Raw genomic sequence first — 18,007 nt, forward strand, 5'->3', positions numbered from 1 at the left:
TATGAGCGCATTTAACGATAACAATAGACTTAAATTTTACTGCGACACAGATAGATGCATTGATTGCAACGGCTGCGCAGTAGCATGTGATGAAGCTCATGAGTTGCCTATCGGGGTAAGAAGACGCCGCGTTATAACGCTAAATGAAGGTGTGCCAGGTAAAGAAATTTCAACGTCAATCGCATGTATGCACTGCGAAGACGCGCCTTGTTCGCTTGTTTGTCCGGTTGATTGTTTCTACATCAGAGCTGATGGCATCGTACTTCACGATAAAGATATCTGCATAGGTTGTGGATACTGCTTATATGCTTGCCCATTTGGTGCGCCACAATTCCCTAAAGATGGTGCCTTTGGTGCAAGAGGCGTAATGGATAAATGCACCATGTGTGCAGGCGGCCCGCTACCAACCAATAGCGAAGAAGAGCGCGAAGTATATGGACAAGATAGAATTTCTGAGGGCAAGGTGCCAGTTTGTGCTGCGATGTGCTCTACAAAAGCTCTACTAGTTGGCGAGTCAGATGTCATCGAAAAAATCTACAATGACAGAGTTGCTGCAAGAGGTTATGGCGAAAAAGACCTAAAACAAACTACTGTTTGGAAGATCGCTTACTACGCTGGCGACAGACTAAAACTAAAAGCGTAAATTTATAGGTGTTTTTTGCACCTATAAATCATTAAAATTTAGCAAAAGTGTATTTTTACTGAACTTTAAGCACTCTATCAGGAGTGTTTAAATATAATCCACTTTTCTAATACTTGGACAGATGGGTGAGCGGCTGAAACCACACCCCTGCTAAGGGTGCAGCTCTTAATCGGGGCTCGAGGGTTCAAATCCCTCTCTGTCCGCCACCAATACAATATTTTTCTTTCCAACTTCCCTAAATTTCGGTGTTTTAACTGTATTTATTAGCAGATATTTTTGTCTTAAATTTCAGACAAATCAGCTTTGTTACAGAAAATTTGCACTTTTGTTACAGAAACTAGGATCATTCTATGAGCTCTAGATTGATCACAAGGGTTCCTAATAGACCAAATTTCTACTTTTTTGATACTGCTCTTAAAGATGGCAAAAAGCTAACTATTAAATTTTGCCTTTTCACAAAAAATCTAGATGAGGCGGTAAGACTGGCAAATTCTATAAAAGTCGCAGCCAACAAAGCTCTTGCTAAAAAGATAACCACAGCACATACAAACTCTAAAAATCTAAGAGCCTTGATAAACATTAAAAGACAAAATGAGCGGTGCATTAAACAAAATGGCATATTTTTAGATGTTAGCGAATATAAAGAGCTCTCACAAGAGGTGATAGCTAAATTTTATAATATAGTAGTTCCAGAAGAAAAGCTTGAAAAAGAGTTCATAACATCACTGGACGCACCTTTAAGCCCAAAAGAAGCCACTCCGATATCTTTTGAAGCAGTAGCTAAAAGATATGTGCAAACCGAGTGTTTAAAGCTAAAATCTAGCGATAAAACCAAGGGCTATTATGTTAAAACTGGCAAGCTCCTGGATGAGTTTTTTAAAGATCATCAAGGTAAAGATTTTAGCTACGGCGATGCTGAAAACTTTCAAACAACTCTAGCAAGCAAAAAGCTCAATAAAAAGACCATCAACAACTACACATCTTACTCAAAAAGGCTCTTTGACTATGCCATAAAGATGGGCAAGCTCACGACCAATCCTTTTAAAATGCTTACATCTTTTAAAATTACATCTGATGAGAAGTCGCCAAAAGATAATTTTAGCCTAGATGAATTAAAAATAGTTTTTGATACAAAAAGGCTTGATCTACGAAACTATATGATGTTTGCTCTTCATACTGGGCTAAGGTTTAATGAAATTTGGCAACTTGATAGCAAAAGTGTAGGCGAAGAAGATGGCATAAAATTTATAAATGTTAAGACTGCCAAGCAAAAAGGAGGCGTTAGCAAATATAGGCAAATTCCACTACATAAGAATATTGAGCATTTGGCTGATTTAAAGTGGCTAGAGCAAATCAAGAAAGGAAAAGAGAGTAGTGATTATTTTGGGAAGCGTCTAAATAGGCATATCCATAAATCTATCCCAAGTGCAAATGTTAGTTTTCACAGACTACGTGGCAATTTTACAAAAGCCATTAAAGACTATTGTTTGGAAAATTCTCTAGCAGATCTTACTTCCGTTCTTTTGGGTCATAGCACAGACCTAGCAACTGATACATATGCAAAAGGAGTGTCCTTGAAGGCCAAAAAAGAGGCATTAAAGGGACTTGATATTTTTTATTTACTAATTATTTAAAAATACCTATTTTGAAAAGTATGATTAGGTGGTAAAGGTTGTAACTACCTTGGTGTAAATTATAGAGATGGCGCTGGCTTTGACAAAAATATGCAAAAAGCATACTCTTACTTCAAAAAATCTTGTTATGACTACAACTATGCTAGGGGATGCACAAATTTAGGCGAAATATTATGCAAATATGGCAATTATACCAATGCAAAACAAGAGGCACAAGACGCGCTAAATAAAGCATACTATGAACTTGGCGACAAGAAAGCACTAGATATACTTAATCAATATTTTAGCAACTAAACACTCATGGGAAGCTCTCCCATGAGTAAATTTACATCTTATAAAATCTGCCAGAGCTCTTTATCTTCGTCACTTGCCTCGTTTGCTTCGTTTGCTTTTTGAACTAAAGCATTTAGTCTTTTAAGCAGCGCATCAAGTTTTTGATTTAGCACTGGCACTTCAGACTTCTTTTTTGTCACTATGTCTTGCTTTATGAGTAAAGAGCGCCTTTTAAATAGCTGCTCGTTATATACCAAAATTTCATTATCTCCAAGATCTACATTAGTAAAACTACTACCGATGCCAATCTCTTTTTGATAGCTTAGCTCAGCCTTTAAAAGGTCATTTTCATCTATAAATATAGGCGAGGCTTTATAAATTTTACCATCGTGGTAATACTCAAATTTTTTTAACTTGCTAAAGTCTTTATCCTCTCCGCTGGCATATTGTCTGACCGAGTTTTTAAAGAAGTATTGATTGGTTAAATTTCCCACCAGCTCTTTATATCTTGAGTCGCCACCAAGGCTACTTTTTAGCACATCTTCATTTTGAAAGGCAAGTATGAGCTCGACTCTAGCCTCTCTTAGCACGTCAGCGTGTAGGTCCGTTAATGGATTTAGCACACGCTGCGCTTCATCTATAAAGATACTAACTGGCACCTTCTCTTCGTTTGCTATGCGTTGCGCCATATTTGAAAGGGTGGAATTTAGCATAAGCTCTACCGCACTATCCTTTAGCCCTTGAGAATTTACAACGACTATCTTTCCTTCATTTAGTAGCTTGCTTATGCTGTTGCCATGATAGTTTAGCATCTCATCATCGGCTATGCTTTGCAAGGCAAAAAGCATAAATGTGTAGTTTGAAAAAAGCCTTGCTTTTTGTGACTCTTCATCATTTCTTACACCTTCATACTCCTTAAAAGCTTGTATGAAATTTTCAGATTTGTCATTAAACTCGCCTAATGCCCAAATTTTCTCATTTAAAGAGCTAACCAAATGTCTTCTTTTGCTTATACCTTTTGCAAATGCTGTGTCGCTTTTTACATGATCATCTACCAGCTTAACTAAGGCATAAAATTTTTTAAAGTCATCTAGCTGCTGGGTTGATTTGCATAAATTTGCAAAGCTTGGCTTTATATCTTTTGCTCTATTTTCTATATATGGGTTGCAAAAACCTTGCTCTGTAAGGTCACATATCGCCTTCATCGTTGAAAGAGACTTTGTAGCGATATTTGCCGCTAAATTTCCCCAAAAAGGATCACGCTTTGTGCCAAATGTCTTTTGAAAGAAATTCATCAATAAACTCTCACTTGCATCATCCATTATGTTTATTTTGTTCCCCCATGGCACGTTTATCATTACTACATCTTTTAGCCTGCCATGCTTCTTGGCTAGAAATTTAACCTTTTTATGCTCAACTCCTTTGTAGTCAAAGACAAGCATCCCATGCCCTACTTTTATACGCTCATCCATCGCTGGCAGGATCGCTGAAGTGGTCTTACCGCAACCTGTTTGCCCTGTTATCATCGCATGCGTAAAGCTTATAGGTATGCTAAGAGCGTTTGAAGCAGCAGGGAGGGCTGCACCTTTTGTATTATTAATTAGTGAAAAAACTGACATATTATTCTCCTTTATTAGTTGGTATTATTTCATTGGCTAGGCCATAAGCAATGGCTGATGATGCGTCTATATAGCAGTCTCTATCTGTGATCTGCTCTATCTTTGATATCTCTAGGTTGCTGTTAGCCCTTATCATCTCATTGACTTTTGATTTGATTTTTAAAATTTGATTTGCGATTAGTTCGATGTCGCTTGCCTGACCTGATGCGCCACCAAGAGGCTGATGAAGCATGAGGCTTGAGTTTGGCAACATATAGCGCTTATCTCCGTTTAAAAATATGAGTGCAGACATAGAGGCAGCTAACCCCACGCAAAATGTATTGATTGGTGATTTTATGGTCTTCATAAAGTCGATTAGTCCAAAGCCATCATATATCGAGCCTCCAGGGCCACTTATATATATGTTTATATCGCTTTGATCTACGCTGTCAAGATACAAAAGTGTCTTTTGTGTAGTTAGGCAAATTTCTTGATCGATCTGCCCATATAAAAAGATATTTCTATTAGCTAGTAAGCTCATGTGAATGTCGTTGAAATTTAGCTTGTCAAACTCTGCCATCTTCTCTCCTTATTTTTGGTTTTTGTGAGAGAAGTTTAAGATAGTAGATGAGTCTTTAAATTCCACCTATTGCTTCTAGAACCGGTGGCTTGGTCGTTTATAAAAGCTCTAGATCGTCTATGTGATGTCCTAAAGCAGGGGATCTTTTTTCATCGATGAATAAATTTAAGCTTTTTCCAAGAATATCCTCGAAGTAAATTTTAGCTAGCTCTTTAGAGTTTTTATATTTAAACGGAGTATGCACGGCAAGATATAGTCCGTAGATATCATCTATAAGCCACTGCCTTGCGTATCTATCTTTGTTTATTTCAAAATTTTTGTAAGAAAGGTCATTTTTTAGATTATCTAGCTCCTTTTTAAATTTGCTTAATACAAAGATATTTTCATCTTTAAGGGATTTATATATAAGCTCAGGATCTAAAAGCAAGCTATCATCTAAAGATCTTAAGCGCTTTTTAGTAGGGGTGGTTTTTATTTTTATAACATTTTGCTTTATCTTCCAAATTTCATCATAAATTTGATCAAAATTTCCAAAAAATGCGGGTGAAAATATAACCAAAGCATCATCTTCTCTAAAGCTTATATATCTATCTTTAAAAATTTCAAGTTCAAAAATTTCTGATCCCATATTGCTAAAAACTAGCGTTTGATTGTCCCTATCTATCCCCATCACAAAGCCTCTTTTTATGATCAAAACATTCATGGATTTTAAAAATCTCTGAACTTTTGCCTCGTCATAAACATAGCTTAAAAGATAAAGCGTCATATCATCTGGCTGGCTACTTGAAAAGCCTTTGTATTCGCAATCCCAAAGGTAGCAACCTGGGCTTAAACACATCATTATAAAAGCAGCATCTTGCATATATGCAAATTTTTTATCATCAACTATTGACCTACTTTTTAGAGATTTTACATGCTTTTCTAGGTATTCATTTGGAGCTAGGATGTAACTATTTTTATCATTTATATGCTGTTTTTGGCTCGGTACTAAATTTTGATCTAGCTTTATAATCGCAAAAAACTCTTCACATACTTCTTTTAGCTTTTTATTTATCTGCTTTCTTTTGCTGTCTATTTTTTCATCAAAATTTTTGATGTAGCCACGAAGTCTTGGCACATTTACTATTAGATCTTCGTCTTTACCACAAACTTTGCAAACTTCATCCATAAATTTTTTAGTCTGTCTATCTCTTTTTTTGTCAACCATCTTTTTAAGTATAGATAGATCATTTTCTTTACTAAAATCATAAAATTTACTAACAAAAAGAGAGAGTGCATATGTATTTACAAGAGAGTTTAAAATAGGTGTTTGATCTATTTTAAGGTTTTTATCTGGTTGCCTTTTACTTCCATCATTAAAAAGATCATATTCAACCTTGAATGACATATTTTATCCTTGTAAATAAAATAAGCAAATTCTATCAATATTTCATTGTTTTAATATAAAAATCTGAATAAAACTGATGAGCTACTAAATTTAAATTTGTCTTATCAATTAATCTATAAAGAGAGCTGAAAATAAAACATATATTTATACAATTTAAGTATTCAGTAAGAATAATTCTTATATTATTTTTCGCTTAGTAAATAAATTTCAAACATGGAACTAGTTATGAAAGATCTTTTTAAAATAGTAGTTTTTGTCGCTTTTTCTTTAAATTTCTTATATGCAAAAGCTACGATACTAGTAGATGGCTACACAAAAAAATTGCTTTTTATGAACTTAAAAGATGGTGGCACTATCTATGTAGATAACGAAAAAAGAGGAGTGACATCTTTAAAAGAGCCAACGTCCATTTTAGCTGAAAATGGTAAGCATGAGATAAAAGTATGCTTTCCAGATGGGAAAAGCACAACACATAAAATATGCGGAGAGCAAAATGTCACCCTATCGGACAATGAACAAATCAATATAAAAATAAAAGCAGACAAACATACCGAGATGTCGCCGCTAGAAAAAAATGAAGCAAAATGTCAATATGGGGACTTAGGGGGTTGTATTGTTTTGGGGATGAACTATTATAGTGATAAAAATACACAAGACTATAAAAAAGCAGATGAGCTATACCAAAAAGCTTGTGATGGCGGAAATATGAGCGGTTGTGTTGATGTTGGTTTTGCTTATATGTATGGCAAAGGTGTAGAAAAAGACACCAAAAAAGCGATAGATCTTTTTAAGAAAGCTTGTGAAAAAGGTGAAATGAGTGGCTGCGTCGTTTTAGCAGATGCATTTGAACATGGCAAATGGGTAAAAAAAGATCCTGTAGAGGCTATGCGCCTATATGAAAATGCTTGTAATGGAGGCAATATGGCAGGTTGCGTTAAATTAGGGATCGCATATAAACATGGAACATGTGGTATAAAAAGCGTTTCAGAAGCAACAAAACTGTTTGAAAAAGTTTGCGATAGTGGGTATGAATGGGGATGCTACTATTTAAATCAGTTAAAATCTCAAAGATATTACTAGAGCCATATAAAAGGCTTTAGATAACGTAAAACTAACTAAAAGGGCGAGCAATCGCCCATCTTTTTATAAATTTTCATATTTTTTAAATTTGTTTTTAATCACTTAAGGCAAAAAAACAAATTTAAAATAAGACAAAAACGGCAAAAGGCTCCGTAAATTCAGCGTCAAAGAAATATGCAAATTTTGCATATTTACTTAAAAGAAAATTAAAAAAAAATATTAGTTTTAAAAATAATTTTATATTCTAAGGTATATAATAACCGAGTTATTAGAAATATTACTTGAAAGGAAATCTATGCAAAAGATTGTTCAAACAACCTGTCCGTATTGCGGAACTGGTTGCGGCATAGACCTTATCGTAGAAAACGGTAGGATAGTCGATGCAAAGCCGACTGAGAACCACCATGTAAATGATGGCGAGTTGTGCTTAAAAGGTATGTTTGGTTGGGAATTTGTAAATTCTCCAAAACGTTTAACTAAACCAATGATGAGAAAACTAAACGGAGAGTTTAACAAAGAGGGCAAACTTGAAGAGGTTAGCTTTGAAGAGGTTTATGAATTTTTAGGAAAGACTTTTAAAAATAGCGTAGAAAAATATGGTCCAAGCTCTATCATGGGCTTTAGTTCAGCTCGTTCAAACAACGAAGATAACTATGTATTTCAAAAATTCTTTCGTGCTTTAGGAAGTAACAACGTAGATCACTGCGCTCGTCTTTGACACGCTCCAACAGTGGCAGGTCTTGCCAGCACCCTTGGAAACGGAACAATGACAAACGATCTTGTTGAGTTTGCGACTGATACAGATGTATTTTTACTAATAGGCACAAACACAAGCGAGTGCCACCCGATCATTGCTATGCAGATGCAAAGAGGTTTAGAGCGTGGTGCAAAAATGATCGTTGTGGATCCAAAACGCACCGATATGGCTAAAAAAGCCGATATATTCTTGCAAATTCCAGTTGGCTCAAACATCAAAACACTAAACACAATGATGAACGTCATCATCTCTGAAAATTTACAAGATAGTGAATTTATCGAAAAATATGCAGAGGGTTTTGAGTATCTAAAAGAAGCCGTAAAAGACTTCACTCCTGAGAGATTTGAGCGTGAGACTGGCGTCAAAAAAGAGCTTATCACTGAGGCTGCTAGGATGTATGCAAAAGCTGGCAGTGCTGCTATTTGCTACACTATGGGTATCACTCAGTTTAGCGACGGTACATCAAATGTATTCTCGCTTTCAAATTTAGCGATCCTAACAGGAAATTTAGGTAAAAAAGGCGCTGGAGTAAATCCGCTTCGTGGACAAAACAACGTTCAAGGCTCATGCGATATGGGCGCACTACCTAACGTCATCCCAGCAGGTGCAGTAAATAGCGCTTACGCGCAAGAGCAAGCTCGCAAAGTTTGGCACTTCGAGCTTAATCCAGTGCCTGGCTTTAAACTAACATACGCACCTGATAAGATGGATAGCGGCGAGCTAAAAGTGCTTTACGTTTACGGCGAAAACCCTGTTATGAGTGACCCTTGGACAGAGCACTTTGTGCATGCTACGCACCACCTAGACTGCTTTATCGTGCAAGATCTATTCTTTACTGAAAGTGCTCAAAAGGCTGACGTTGTCCTACCTGCAGCTGGTTGGGGTGAGAAAGATGGAACATTTATCAACACATCTCGCCGCGTTCAAAGAACTAGAAAAGCAAGCGAACCAGTAGGTGGCGTAGAGCCTGACTGGAAAGTAGTTTGCAACATCGCAAAAGCTATGGGACTTGAGGGATTTGACTTCTTAAGTGCAGAAGAGGTTTGGGACGAGCTTAGAAAACTAATGCCTAAATTCTTTGGTGGTATCAGCTACTATAGACTTGAAAAACTAGGTGGCATCAGCTGGCCATGCCCTGATGAAGATCACCCAGGTACACCTGATCTTTATACTGATCATAAATCAATGCTACCTGATGGTAAATTCCGCCTAGCTCCAGTACTTTACGCTGACGATAAAGATAAGCGTGCGAGCATGGAGGCTGAATTTAAAGCCAAAATGCATATACCTGATGGCTATCCAGTAGGCTCAGGTGCAATGAGTGAAGTACCTGATGAGGTCTATCCTTGCTTATTTACGACGGGCAGAAAAGTTTATCACTACCACACAGGAACGATGACAAGAGAGTGCCCACCGTTAGAGTATGGCGCTGGCATCGAAGGTCCGCTAATCGAAGTAAGCCCTGATATCGCAAGAGAAAGAGAGCTAGAAGATGGCTGCTACGCAATGGTAGAGAATAAACGTGGTAGGATCGCAGCTAAACTTCGCGTAAATCCTGACCTTAGAGAAAGCACGATATTTACGACTTTCCACTATAGTGAGGCTGACGGTAACGAGCTTGCAAACGCACAAGATCACGACCCACTCTCAGGTATCACACCTCTTAAGATCACTATAGCTAACATAAAAAGGTTAAGCGAAGAGGAGTATATAGCATTTAGACAACAAAACGAGATGTCTATGCACTCTGAAAAACCTTATCTTTCACCTGTTAGATCATAATTTCAAGGGCGCAATGCCCTTGGATCATACAATTTACCAAAAATATTTTCTCATAGAGCCTACATTAAAAAATTTGATATAAAAATTATTTTTAATATTTATATTAAGAAAATATTATAAAATACAAATATTTTTTTAATAAAGGATAAATAATGACATTTGGAACATCTGTAGTAACTTGCTTTAGTAAGTATGTAAATTTTCAAGGAAGGGCAAGTAGATCTGAGTTTTGGTGGTTTGCCCTTTTCAATGCCTTAGTAGAAATTTGTACTTTTTTTCTTGATAAGGCTAAAGGAGAAGATACCTTAACAATATCAACTATTATAGGTTTGATATTGATTTTGCCATGGTTTTCTGCACAGGCAAGAAGACTGCACGATATAGACAAAAGTGCTTGGTGGCTTCTATTAAACATTATCGTTCTTGGTCAAATAATTATACTTATAATGTGTATATTTCCTGGCTCTCAAGGCGCAAATAGTTTTGGGGAGGATCCTCTTTTACAACCAGAAGACAGCGGTATAAAAATAGAAAATAACTAAAATTGCAAATTTTGTTTATGAGATCAAGGCATTTCATAAACAAATCAACTTCTAAGAACTAGAAAACAAAAACAACTAGAAAAATTTTAAGAAATAAAAACATAGTCAGTTCTGTCTTTTAAATTTAGAGCATGAGGAATTTAAACTCTTTTGAGCGCCTTTTGGTTTGCTTAGTCTGCTTATGGCTTACAAAGATTATTATTTAAATTTAAAATTTGGCTACTTCATAAAAAATAAATTTAGCTTGGCAGCCTTTTAAATTTAAAGCTAAAACGGGCTGTCGATTTTATAAATTTAATCCTTCCAAAGCCACCATTTTAACTTGGCTTTGTCGTGACTGGGCGTATTTGCATAGTAGCAAACCGTGCGGTAAACATAGAGGATACACCTATCACTGCCACGTCCAAGCACCTTTGTGCGCTCAAACATCTCTTCAATATCCGCGCCCTTTAGCGAAGCGATATCCTCGTAGCCAAGTGCCAGCAGATCCGCCTGCGTCGCCTCGCCAACATATGGGATTTTCTTAAAATCGCTCAAAATTTACCTCAAATTTCTTTTAAATTCCACCAAGCTCACTGCTTTTAATAAAATTTTAAATTTTATTCGTGCGCTACAAAGCTTGCTAAATTTCATCTTGCTACTACGCTAAGTCGCTATCCAAGCTTCTGGCGAGGTGGTTTAATTAAAATTTATTACGCGAAAAGTCATGCTTAAAATGACTTTAGATCAAATTTTATGCAAGCTAGGGCGCTAAATTTGCTCCAAAATTCTCTCGCAAATTTCTCTTGGGTTTGCGTTTTCATAAATCGGCCTGCCAACTACAATAAAGTCGCTGTCCTCTTGCTTTGCGCTAACTAAATTTGCAACCCTCTTTTGATCGCCAGCACTCTCGCCAAAAGGCCTAACTCCAGGGCAAAGCGTGATGAAATTTTGATCTGTCACCTCTTTTATGAGCTTGCTTTCAAAGACCGAGCAGACCATGCCGTCAAGCCCCGCTTCAAAGCTCATCTGGCTAAATTTCCTAACCGAGCGAGATAACGTATCGTTATAAACCGCTTCAAATTCGCTTTCGTTAAAGCTAGTAAGTGCTGATACAGCAAGCACCAAAGGGCGATTTTGTAGCGCATTAAGACGCTCCATAACGGTTTTCATCGCTCTCTCGCCAGCGCTTGCATGCAAATTTATCATATCCACGCCTATCTTTGAGACGACCTCAGCAGCGTCTGCCATCGTGTTTGGGATGTCATAGAGCTTTAGATCAAGGAAGATTTTAAACTCCCCTGCCCCTTTTAGCTCCTCTATAAATTTAGCTCCGTCTCTAAGATAGCTTCTAAGCCCCACTTTTAGCCAAAGATCAAGCCCTTTTAGCTCGCGCACGAGGGCTAAATTTTCATCCTTGCTCGCCATGTCAAGAGCGACACAGAGCCTCATAGATCGCCCTTTATCTTATCTAGCACGCCGTTTATAAATTTTGGCGCCTGATCGCTTCCAAGCTCTTTTGCAAGCTCGATCGCCTCATTTATGATGACAGCTTTATCTGTCTGACTAAATTTCATCTCATAAAGCCCAAGTCTAAGGATAGCAAGCTCTGTTGCACCAACCTTGCTAAAGTCGCCATCTTTTAGGTGCGGTTTTAAAATTTCATCTAGTTTTTCTTTATTTGCCAGCACCTCTTTAAAGGTCTGCTGCGCCTCATTTTTGCGCTCATTTCTTATCTTTTTCTCTTCTAAAAATTCCTCTTCAAACTCCGCAGTTACAGGGTTTATCTCGTTTGAGTAAAGTAGCGAAACTATGGCTTGTCTGACCTGATGACGCGTTGCCATTTTACTCTCCTAGCTTTTTGTATAAATTTAGCATCTCTATAACGCCTGTCATCGCTTCAAAGCCCTTGTTTCCAGCTTTGCTGCCAGCTCGCTCGATCGCTTGCTCGATGTTATCTACTGTTAGCACGCCAAATGTGACTGGTTTTGCGTATTTTAGCGTCACGTTTGCGATGCCTTTGGTAGTTTCTGCGCTTACGTAGTCAAAGTGTGGCGTTGCGCCTCTTATCACCGCTCCCACGCAGCAAACCGCGTCAAATTTACCGCTTGCAAGCACCTTTTCAAGCGCCATAGGTATCTCAAATGCGCCAGGGACTAGCACTAAAGTTAAATTTTTCTCATCGCCGCCGTGGCGTAAAAATGCATCTTTTGCGCCCTCTACCAAGCGGTCTGTGATGATGTGGTTAAACCTTGCGTTTATGATCGCTATCTTCTCATCGCCTTTTAAAGCTAAATTTCCTTCGATTATTTTCATATTTGCTCCTTTATTTTTTATGCAAGTTTAGCAAAAGCTTGTTTAAAAATAGACCCTTCGTCAAACTATCTTTAGCATGATGACGCTAAAGATGATGAGCGCTAAAAACAAGGCTTTTTTAAAATTTATCTTCTCACCTTCAAAAACTACGCCCACCACGGCTGCTCCGATCGCTCCGATGCCTGTCCAGATCGCATACGCCACCGACATAGCGATAGTTTGCATCGCATAGCTAAGTAGCGTTAGAGAAAGGGCGAAATTTCCAAGCAAAAGGATGAAATTTGCCCACTTTTTTACGCCTGTGCTTTTTGAAAATTTCGTGATAAAAAAGACGCCAGAGACCTCGCAACATCCAGCTAGTAAAAGCGCTAAAAAGTGGATCATTCTTTTATGCCTTTTAGCCCAAGCACGCCTAAAATTAGCGTCGCTATGAAAAACAGCCTAATGAAATTTGGCATGATCCCGCTTGCTACGTAGTCACTAACGATCTCAGCTATGACGATAAAAGCCGTTCCAAAGCCTACAAATACAGCATAAGAGATGCTTACGGGCAGATACTTTAAAGCCTTCATAAACGAGACAAAACTTATGCTAACAAGCAGCGTCGTAAGCAAAAATTCACTTAAATTTGACGCGTGCTTTAGCCCATACGCCCAGCCACACTCAGCCACCGCACCTAGAAATATCCATAAAAAGCCTTTATTTGACATAAATTTACTTCATGCCTTTTATGGTATCAACGATCTCTTTTACATTTGCGCTAATCGCCTTATTTTCAAAGCTATCATCGTTATTTTGTCCAACTAGCCCCTTTAAATTTCCAAAGACTCCAGGGTTAAACCTTAGCTCACTAGAGCTATAATGCCTCAAAACTTCGCCATTTCTAACAACTTCTACCTCATAAGTAAGGTAGATATTGCCCATCCTATCGCTTTTAGCAAAGGTCGCCTCGCCCATAAATTCCCTGCGGTGAGCTATCTTTATCTTTAGCTCGTCGCTAGAATTTGGATCGAGCAAATTTTCTTTTGTAAGCGCCTCTAAAATTTGCTTGTTATACTTTTTCTCGATCATCTTTGGGCTTTGATAGAAAAATTTTGTCGGTTCGTGGCGCTGCACATGAGTGTAGCTAATGCCCTCAAATTTATACTTGCCAGCAAGTGGCACCTTTGGCTGAGATGAGCCACAACCTACTAAAAATAACACTCCTAAAAGTAGCGCTAAAATCCTTTTCATCCCTCTCTCCTTAGTTTAAAAATTTAAAATTTCCTCTATCTTTAGCGTGTCATTTACGACCTTTTCAAGCTCGTCTAAATTTAGCATATTTGGTCCGTCGCAAAGCGCCTCGCAAGGGTTTATGTGCGTCTCATAGAAAAATCCATCCACCCCAACGCTAGCTGCTGCTCTAGCAAGATACGGCACAAACCTAGCATCTCCGCCACTTTTTTCGCCAAGTGCGCTTGGCATCTGCACGCTGTGGGTCGCGTCAAAAATGACCGGCGCAAATTCTCTCATCATCACCAAATTTCTCATATCAACGACTAAATTTCCATATCCAAAGGTGCTACCTCTCTCCGTTAGCCAGACGCCATTTGCCTTTGCGACCTCGTATCCATCGCCATTTACGCCGCGCGTTTCTAGCACCTTTTTAACAGAGTGCTTCATAGCAGATGCCGCTAAAAACTGCCCTTTTTTGATATTTACGACCGCTTTTGTCTTTGCAGCTGCCACGAGCAAATCAGTCTGACGGCACAAAAACGCAGGGATCTGCAGCACATCAGCCACTTCGCCAACTGGTTGAGCTTGATAGCTCTCGTGGATGTCGGTTAAAATTTTAAAGCCAAATTCTTTTTTCACCTCAGCTAAAATTTCACAACCTTTTTCTAGCCCAGGGCCACGAAATGAGCTAATACTCGTGCGATTTGCCTTGTCAAAGCTAGACTTAAAGTAAAAATCAAGCTTTGGATTTTCGTTAAATTTAACTAACCTTTTTGCCACTTCAAAAACAAGCTCCTTGCTCTCTATCACGCAAGGTCCAGCGATTAAGATCATTTTTTCTCCTTTATTTTTCTTTAACAACTAAAATTCCACTCACCACGACAAGCACGATACCTGCGAGCGCTAGGTGATTTGGCAACGCATCGCCCATAAAATAGCCAATTATAAGCGTAAAAATGACGTCTGCGTAGCTAACCGCAGCGATCACGCCAGCTTTTTTGCCAACCGCAAATGCCTTTGTCATAAACGCCTGAAAATAGTAGCCACTAAGCCCCATTAGCAAGATAAAAACGACATTGTGCCAGCTTGGCATAGCAAATTTAGAAAATAAAAAATCCAAAGGCTCGTATGTAAAAAACTCAGCCATCCCCATGCAAATAAGCGGCAAAAACGAGCCCCAAAGCATGAAGCTTAGCACGATCACGTTTGTGCCGTAGCTCTTGTTTAGCTCCTTGACACTCGTGTAGGCAATAGCCGCTCCAAGACCACTCCAAATGCCGATGATATCGGTTTTATTGATACCTAAATTTGGCTGGATAACAAGCAAAATTCCACCAAATCCTAAAAAGACAGCAAACCAGCCAAGCGAGCTTAGACGCTCCTTAAAAACAATAGCTGCGAGAATGGCTGTGAAGATTGGATTTGTCTTTTGAAATGTAAAGGCTGTGGCTAAATTTACATGTGCTACGTTATAAAAAAAGGCAAAAAGCGCCACCGTGCCCACAAAACCGCGAAACATTAGCAAGAAAAAGTGCCCGCCAGTTTGTTTAAATGGAAATTTATATATGGCGTAGATGACGATGAAAAGTCCGATCAAATTTCTAAAAAAAACAACTTCGATAGAAGGCATATCTTTGCTCAGATACTTTGCAAATGCGCCAGTCACGGCAAACATAAAGCAAGCAAAGAGCATATAAAAAATGCCAAGATGTGAAATATAAAATCTTTTTAACATCGCAAAACCTCTAAATTTAAAGCACTCATTTTAATAAAAAATGGCTTAAATTTTGGTTGATTTTTTCTTTTATTTCGGCGCTTTTAAGCGTAATTTTATACTTTATATAAGAGAAAAATTTGTATAATCAGCCATCATAAAAAGGACAAAATTTGCAAAAAGTAATATTAGTAGGCAAGCCAAATGTCGGCAAAAGCTCACTTTTTAACCGCTTAGCAAGAAGACGCATCGCCATAACAAGCGACGTTAGCGGCACTACAAGAGATACAAATAAAGCTAAGATCGAAGTTGAGGGCAAAGAGTGTATATTAATCGACAGCGGCGGGCTTGATGATAGCAGCGAGCTTTTTAAAAACGTAAAAGCAAAGACCTTGGCAGAGGCTAGAAATTCAGACGTCATCCTCTATATGGTCGATGGCAAAATGATGCCAGATGACGAGGATAGAGCCATTTTTTACGAGCTTAGCAAGCTAAATTTACCAATCGCTCTAGTCATAAATAAAATCGACAGCAAAAAAGACGAGCAAAGAGAGTGGGAATTTGTAAGTTTTGGCGCAAAAAACTCATTTGGCATTTCAGTAAGCCACAACACTGGCGTCGATGAGCTTAGCATCTGGCTAGCAAAACACTTAGAAGCGAAAGTGCAGATAAAGGCCGATACGAGCGATGATTTTGATGATTTTTTAGAAAACTATAACGACGAGGGCGAGCTAAGCGACGAGATAGACTATGAGAGCAAAAACATCAGAGTTGGCATCATAGGTCGCGTAAATGTCGGCAAAAGCTCACTTCTAAATGCCCTTGTAAAAGAGAGCCGCGCCGTTGTTAGCGACGTGGCAGGCACTACGATCGACCCGGTCAATGAAATTTACGAGCATGATGGCAGAGTTTTTGAGTTTGTCGATACCGCTGGTATCAGAAAGCGCGGCAAGATCGAGGGTATCGAGAGATACGCGCTAAATAGAACTGAGAAAATTTTAGAAGAGACGGACGTGGCGCTACTAGTACTTGATAGCTCTGAGCCACTAACTGAGCTTGATGAGCGCATCGCTGGCATCGCCTCGAAATTTGAGCTTGGCGTCATCATCGTGCTAAACAAATGGGACAAAAGCAGTGAAGAATTTGACGAGCTTTGCAAGGAGATAAAAGATAGGTTTAAATTTCTCGCATACGCACCGATCATCAGCGTTTCGGCACTTGGCGGCAAAAGAGTGCATAAAATTTACCCGCTCATAGTTGAAATTTATAAAAACTACACCCAAAAAATCCAAACTTCAAAGCTAAATGAAGTGATCGGCGAAGCGACCAAAGCGCATCCACTGCCACGAGATAAAGGCAGGGTCGTGAAAATCTACTACGCAGTGCAGTTTAAAACAGCGCCTATCATGATAGCACTCATCATGAACCGCCCAAAATGCCTGCACTTTAGCTACAAACGCTACCTAACAAACAAGCTTAGAGAGAGCTTTAGCTTAGCTGGCGTGCCTATCGTGCTAATCCCTAAAAAACGTGGAGAGAGTAATGAAGACAAAGAACAATAATATCGTTTTGATAGGGTTTATGGGTGTTGGCAAGGGCACAACCGCAAGGGCACTAAGTAAGGCGCTAAAGACGATGAACCTTGACTGCGATGATCTTCTTGAAAGCTCGCAAAATATGAAGATAAAAACCATATTTGAAGAGTACGGAGAGGAGCATTTTAGGCAGCTTGAGAAAGACCTTGCTAAATTTCTAGCGACAAATGTCAAAAATGCGATCATCTCGACAGGTGGCGGCTTTGCGAAGGTTAAAAATTTAAAGAAAATTGGCACTATAATCTATCTAAAAGCAAGCTTTGGTGCGATCATGCAGAGGCTAAAAAATAGCAAAAATAGCGAGAAAAAACTCGCCAAACGCCCACTTTTAAGCGACCTAAAAAAGGCTGAGGCACTTCATCTGGAGCGAGAAAAGCTCTACGAGAAAAAGGCTGATTATATCGTTGAAGTCGAGGGCAAAACTCCAAAACAGATCGTAAAAGAGATAAGGATACTTTTAAAAGTTTAGTTGCAAAGTGGCGAGGGCTACTTGCAACGATAAATTTCAAGATCAGGCTAGATGGCTGTCTGGCGTGGTGTTGGAATTTGTGATGTTGGGCCAAATTTAACGTTTTGTAGTGAGAAATTTTGGCGAAATTTTGAGATGAATTTTTGCTTCACTTTGATAGAGCGTTAAAGCAGCAAATGTTGTGCAGTCAAATTTTAATCAAGACTAGGCATTTAGCCTACGAGATAAATTTTAAGATCAAGCTAGACACATAAAGTCTAACGTGATGTTAAAATTTAAACGTTTTGGCGAAGAGTTTTTTGTTTAGGCGAGGCGAAATTTTGTTTTTAAGTGAGAGCTAGAGCTAGCAAACTAAATTTTAAGATTAGGCTAGATAAAAATATCTACCCTGATGTTGAAATTTAACAAAGCATTTTGGCGAAGTATCGTGAGATGATTTTGAT

At 38.5% G+C, this 18,007-nt stretch carries 20 protein-coding genes and 1 tRNA gene; 9 read left to right on the plus strand and 12 right to left on the minus strand.

Annotated features, from left to right (window positions below; all coding sequences use genetic code 11):
• Position 1: 1 nt before the first annotated feature.
• The 4 genes from fdh3B (at position 2) to CVT07_RS08310 (ending at position 2,571) form a co-directional block, all read left to right on the plus strand.
• Positions 2-643 carry a formate dehydrogenase FDH3 subunit beta gene (gene fdh3B, locus CVT07_RS08295; RefSeq protein ID WP_103594862.1) on the plus strand — a complete coding sequence of 214 codons (642 nt, stop codon included), beginning with the start codon at positions 2-4 and terminating at the stop codon, positions 641-643.
• A 115-nt stretch (positions 644-758) separates the two neighbouring features.
• Positions 759-849: transfer RNA gene (locus CVT07_RS08300), tRNA-Ser, on the plus strand.
• Between the two features lie 144 nt (positions 850-993).
• Positions 994-2,277, plus strand: a complete 1,284-nt coding sequence (locus tag CVT07_RS08305) for a tyrosine-type recombinase/integrase (RefSeq protein WP_196375727.1) — start codon at positions 994-996, stop codon at positions 2,275-2,277.
• A gap of 90 nt (positions 2,278-2,367) precedes the next feature.
• Positions 2,368-2,571, plus strand: a complete 204-nt coding sequence (locus CVT07_RS08310; protein ID WP_107936610.1) for a hypothetical protein — start codon at positions 2,368-2,370, stop codon at positions 2,569-2,571.
• A gap of 38 nt (positions 2,572-2,609) precedes the next feature.
• Here CVT07_RS08310 and CVT07_RS08315 read toward each other — a convergent pair whose 3' ends face one another.
• The 3 genes from CVT07_RS08315 to CVT07_RS08325 form a co-directional block, all read right to left on the minus strand.
• Positions 2,610-4,169, minus strand: coding sequence for a hypothetical protein (locus CVT07_RS08315; protein WP_107936608.1), 1,560 nt, complete (start codon positions 4,167-4,169; stop codon positions 2,610-2,612).
• Between the two features lies 1 nt (position 4,170).
• Positions 4,171-4,728, minus strand: a complete 558-nt coding sequence (locus CVT07_RS08320) for a ClpP family protease (RefSeq protein ID WP_107936606.1) — start codon at positions 4,726-4,728, stop codon at positions 4,171-4,173.
• Positions 4,729-4,825: 97 nt separating this feature from the next.
• On the minus strand, positions 4,826-6,115 hold the full coding sequence (locus tag CVT07_RS08325) for a hypothetical protein (RefSeq protein ID WP_107936604.1): 1,290 nt from the start codon (positions 6,113-6,115) through the stop codon (positions 4,826-4,828).
• A gap of 225 nt (positions 6,116-6,340) precedes the next feature.
• Between CVT07_RS08325 and CVT07_RS08330 the strand changes: the two genes are divergently transcribed.
• From CVT07_RS08330 to CVT07_RS08345, 3 genes are all read left to right on the plus strand, one after another.
• Positions 6,341-7,195 (plus strand): tetratricopeptide repeat protein, encoded by an 855-nt coding sequence (locus tag CVT07_RS08330; RefSeq protein ID WP_159071301.1) that lies wholly within the window; start codon positions 6,341-6,343, stop codon positions 7,193-7,195.
• A gap of 295 nt (positions 7,196-7,490) precedes the next feature.
• Complete coding sequence (locus CVT07_RS10300) at positions 7,491-9,734, plus strand: molybdopterin oxidoreductase family protein (protein WP_234402906.1); 2,244 nt, start codon at positions 7,491-7,493, stop codon at positions 9,732-9,734.
• A gap of 152 nt (positions 9,735-9,886) precedes the next feature.
• The gene (locus CVT07_RS08345) at positions 9,887-10,276 is read left to right on the plus strand and encodes a DUF805 domain-containing protein (RefSeq protein ID WP_107936600.1); all 390 of its coding nucleotides are present in this window, start codon (positions 9,887-9,889) and stop codon (positions 10,274-10,276) included.
• 294 nt (positions 10,277-10,570) lie between these two features.
• On the opposite strand, the gene CVT07_RS08350 is transcribed toward CVT07_RS08345, so the two are convergent.
• The 9 genes from CVT07_RS08350 to CVT07_RS08390 all read right to left on the minus strand — a co-directional run bounded on the left by CVT07_RS08350 (position 10,571) and on the right by CVT07_RS08390 (position 15,521).
• On the minus strand, positions 10,571-10,813 hold the full coding sequence (locus tag CVT07_RS08350) for a helix-hairpin-helix domain-containing protein (protein ID WP_107936598.1): 243 nt from the start codon (positions 10,811-10,813) through the stop codon (positions 10,571-10,573).
• Positions 10,814-11,026: 213 nt separating this feature from the next.
• Positions 11,027-11,707, minus strand: a complete 681-nt coding sequence (gene pyrF, locus CVT07_RS08355; protein WP_107936596.1) for an orotidine-5'-phosphate decarboxylase — start codon at positions 11,705-11,707, stop codon at positions 11,027-11,029.
• Positions 11,704-12,099 (minus strand): transcription antitermination factor NusB, encoded by a 396-nt coding sequence (gene nusB / locus CVT07_RS08360; protein ID WP_004317696.1) that lies wholly within the window; start codon positions 12,097-12,099, stop codon positions 11,704-11,706. The genes pyrF and nusB overlap by 4 nt, the downstream gene beginning before the upstream one ends.
• A 1-nt stretch (position 12,100) precedes the next feature.
• Positions 12,101-12,571, minus strand: a complete 471-nt coding sequence (gene ribH, locus CVT07_RS08365; protein ID WP_103558932.1) for a 6,7-dimethyl-8-ribityllumazine synthase — start codon at positions 12,569-12,571, stop codon at positions 12,101-12,103.
• Positions 12,572-12,631: 60 nt separating this feature from the next.
• Complete coding sequence (locus tag CVT07_RS08370; protein ID WP_107936593.1) at positions 12,632-12,955, minus strand: DMT family transporter; 324 nt, start codon at positions 12,953-12,955, stop codon at positions 12,632-12,634.
• Complete coding sequence (locus CVT07_RS08375; RefSeq protein WP_107936591.1) at positions 12,952-13,281, minus strand: DMT family transporter; 330 nt, start codon at positions 13,279-13,281, stop codon at positions 12,952-12,954. The genes CVT07_RS08370 and CVT07_RS08375 overlap by 4 nt, the downstream gene beginning before the upstream one ends.
• A 4-nt stretch (positions 13,282-13,285) precedes the next feature.
• A complete protein-coding gene (locus tag CVT07_RS08380) occupies positions 13,286-13,804 on the minus strand; it encodes a hypothetical protein (RefSeq protein ID WP_107936589.1) in 519 nt (172 codons plus the stop codon).
• A gap of 15 nt (positions 13,805-13,819) precedes the next feature.
• On the minus strand, positions 13,820-14,620 hold the full coding sequence (gene kdsA, locus CVT07_RS08385; RefSeq protein WP_107936587.1) for a 3-deoxy-8-phosphooctulonate synthase: 801 nt from the start codon (positions 14,618-14,620) through the stop codon (positions 13,820-13,822).
• 10 nt (positions 14,621-14,630) lie between these two features.
• Positions 14,631-15,521, minus strand: a complete 891-nt coding sequence (locus CVT07_RS08390; protein WP_021084553.1) for a DMT family transporter — start codon at positions 15,519-15,521, stop codon at positions 14,631-14,633.
• A 152-nt stretch (positions 15,522-15,673) separates the two neighbouring features.
• Here CVT07_RS08390 and der point away from each other — a divergent pair, with 152 nt between their 5' ends.
• Both der and CVT07_RS08400 read left to right on the plus strand, forming a co-directional pair.
• Positions 15,674-17,062, plus strand: a complete 1,389-nt coding sequence (gene der / locus CVT07_RS08395) for a ribosome biogenesis GTPase Der (RefSeq protein WP_107936584.1) — start codon at positions 15,674-15,676, stop codon at positions 17,060-17,062.
• Positions 17,043-17,564, plus strand: a complete 522-nt coding sequence (locus CVT07_RS08400) for a shikimate kinase (protein ID WP_107936582.1) — start codon at positions 17,043-17,045, stop codon at positions 17,562-17,564. Before der ends, CVT07_RS08400 begins: the two co-directional genes overlap by 20 nt.
• The last annotated feature ends 443 nt before the right edge of the window (positions 17,565-18,007 follow it).

The sequence above is a fragment of the Campylobacter concisus genome (genome assembly GCF_003048875.2).
GTDB classification, from domain to species: domain Bacteria; phylum Campylobacterota; class Campylobacteria; order Campylobacterales; family Campylobacteraceae; genus Campylobacter_A; species Campylobacter_A concisus_AU.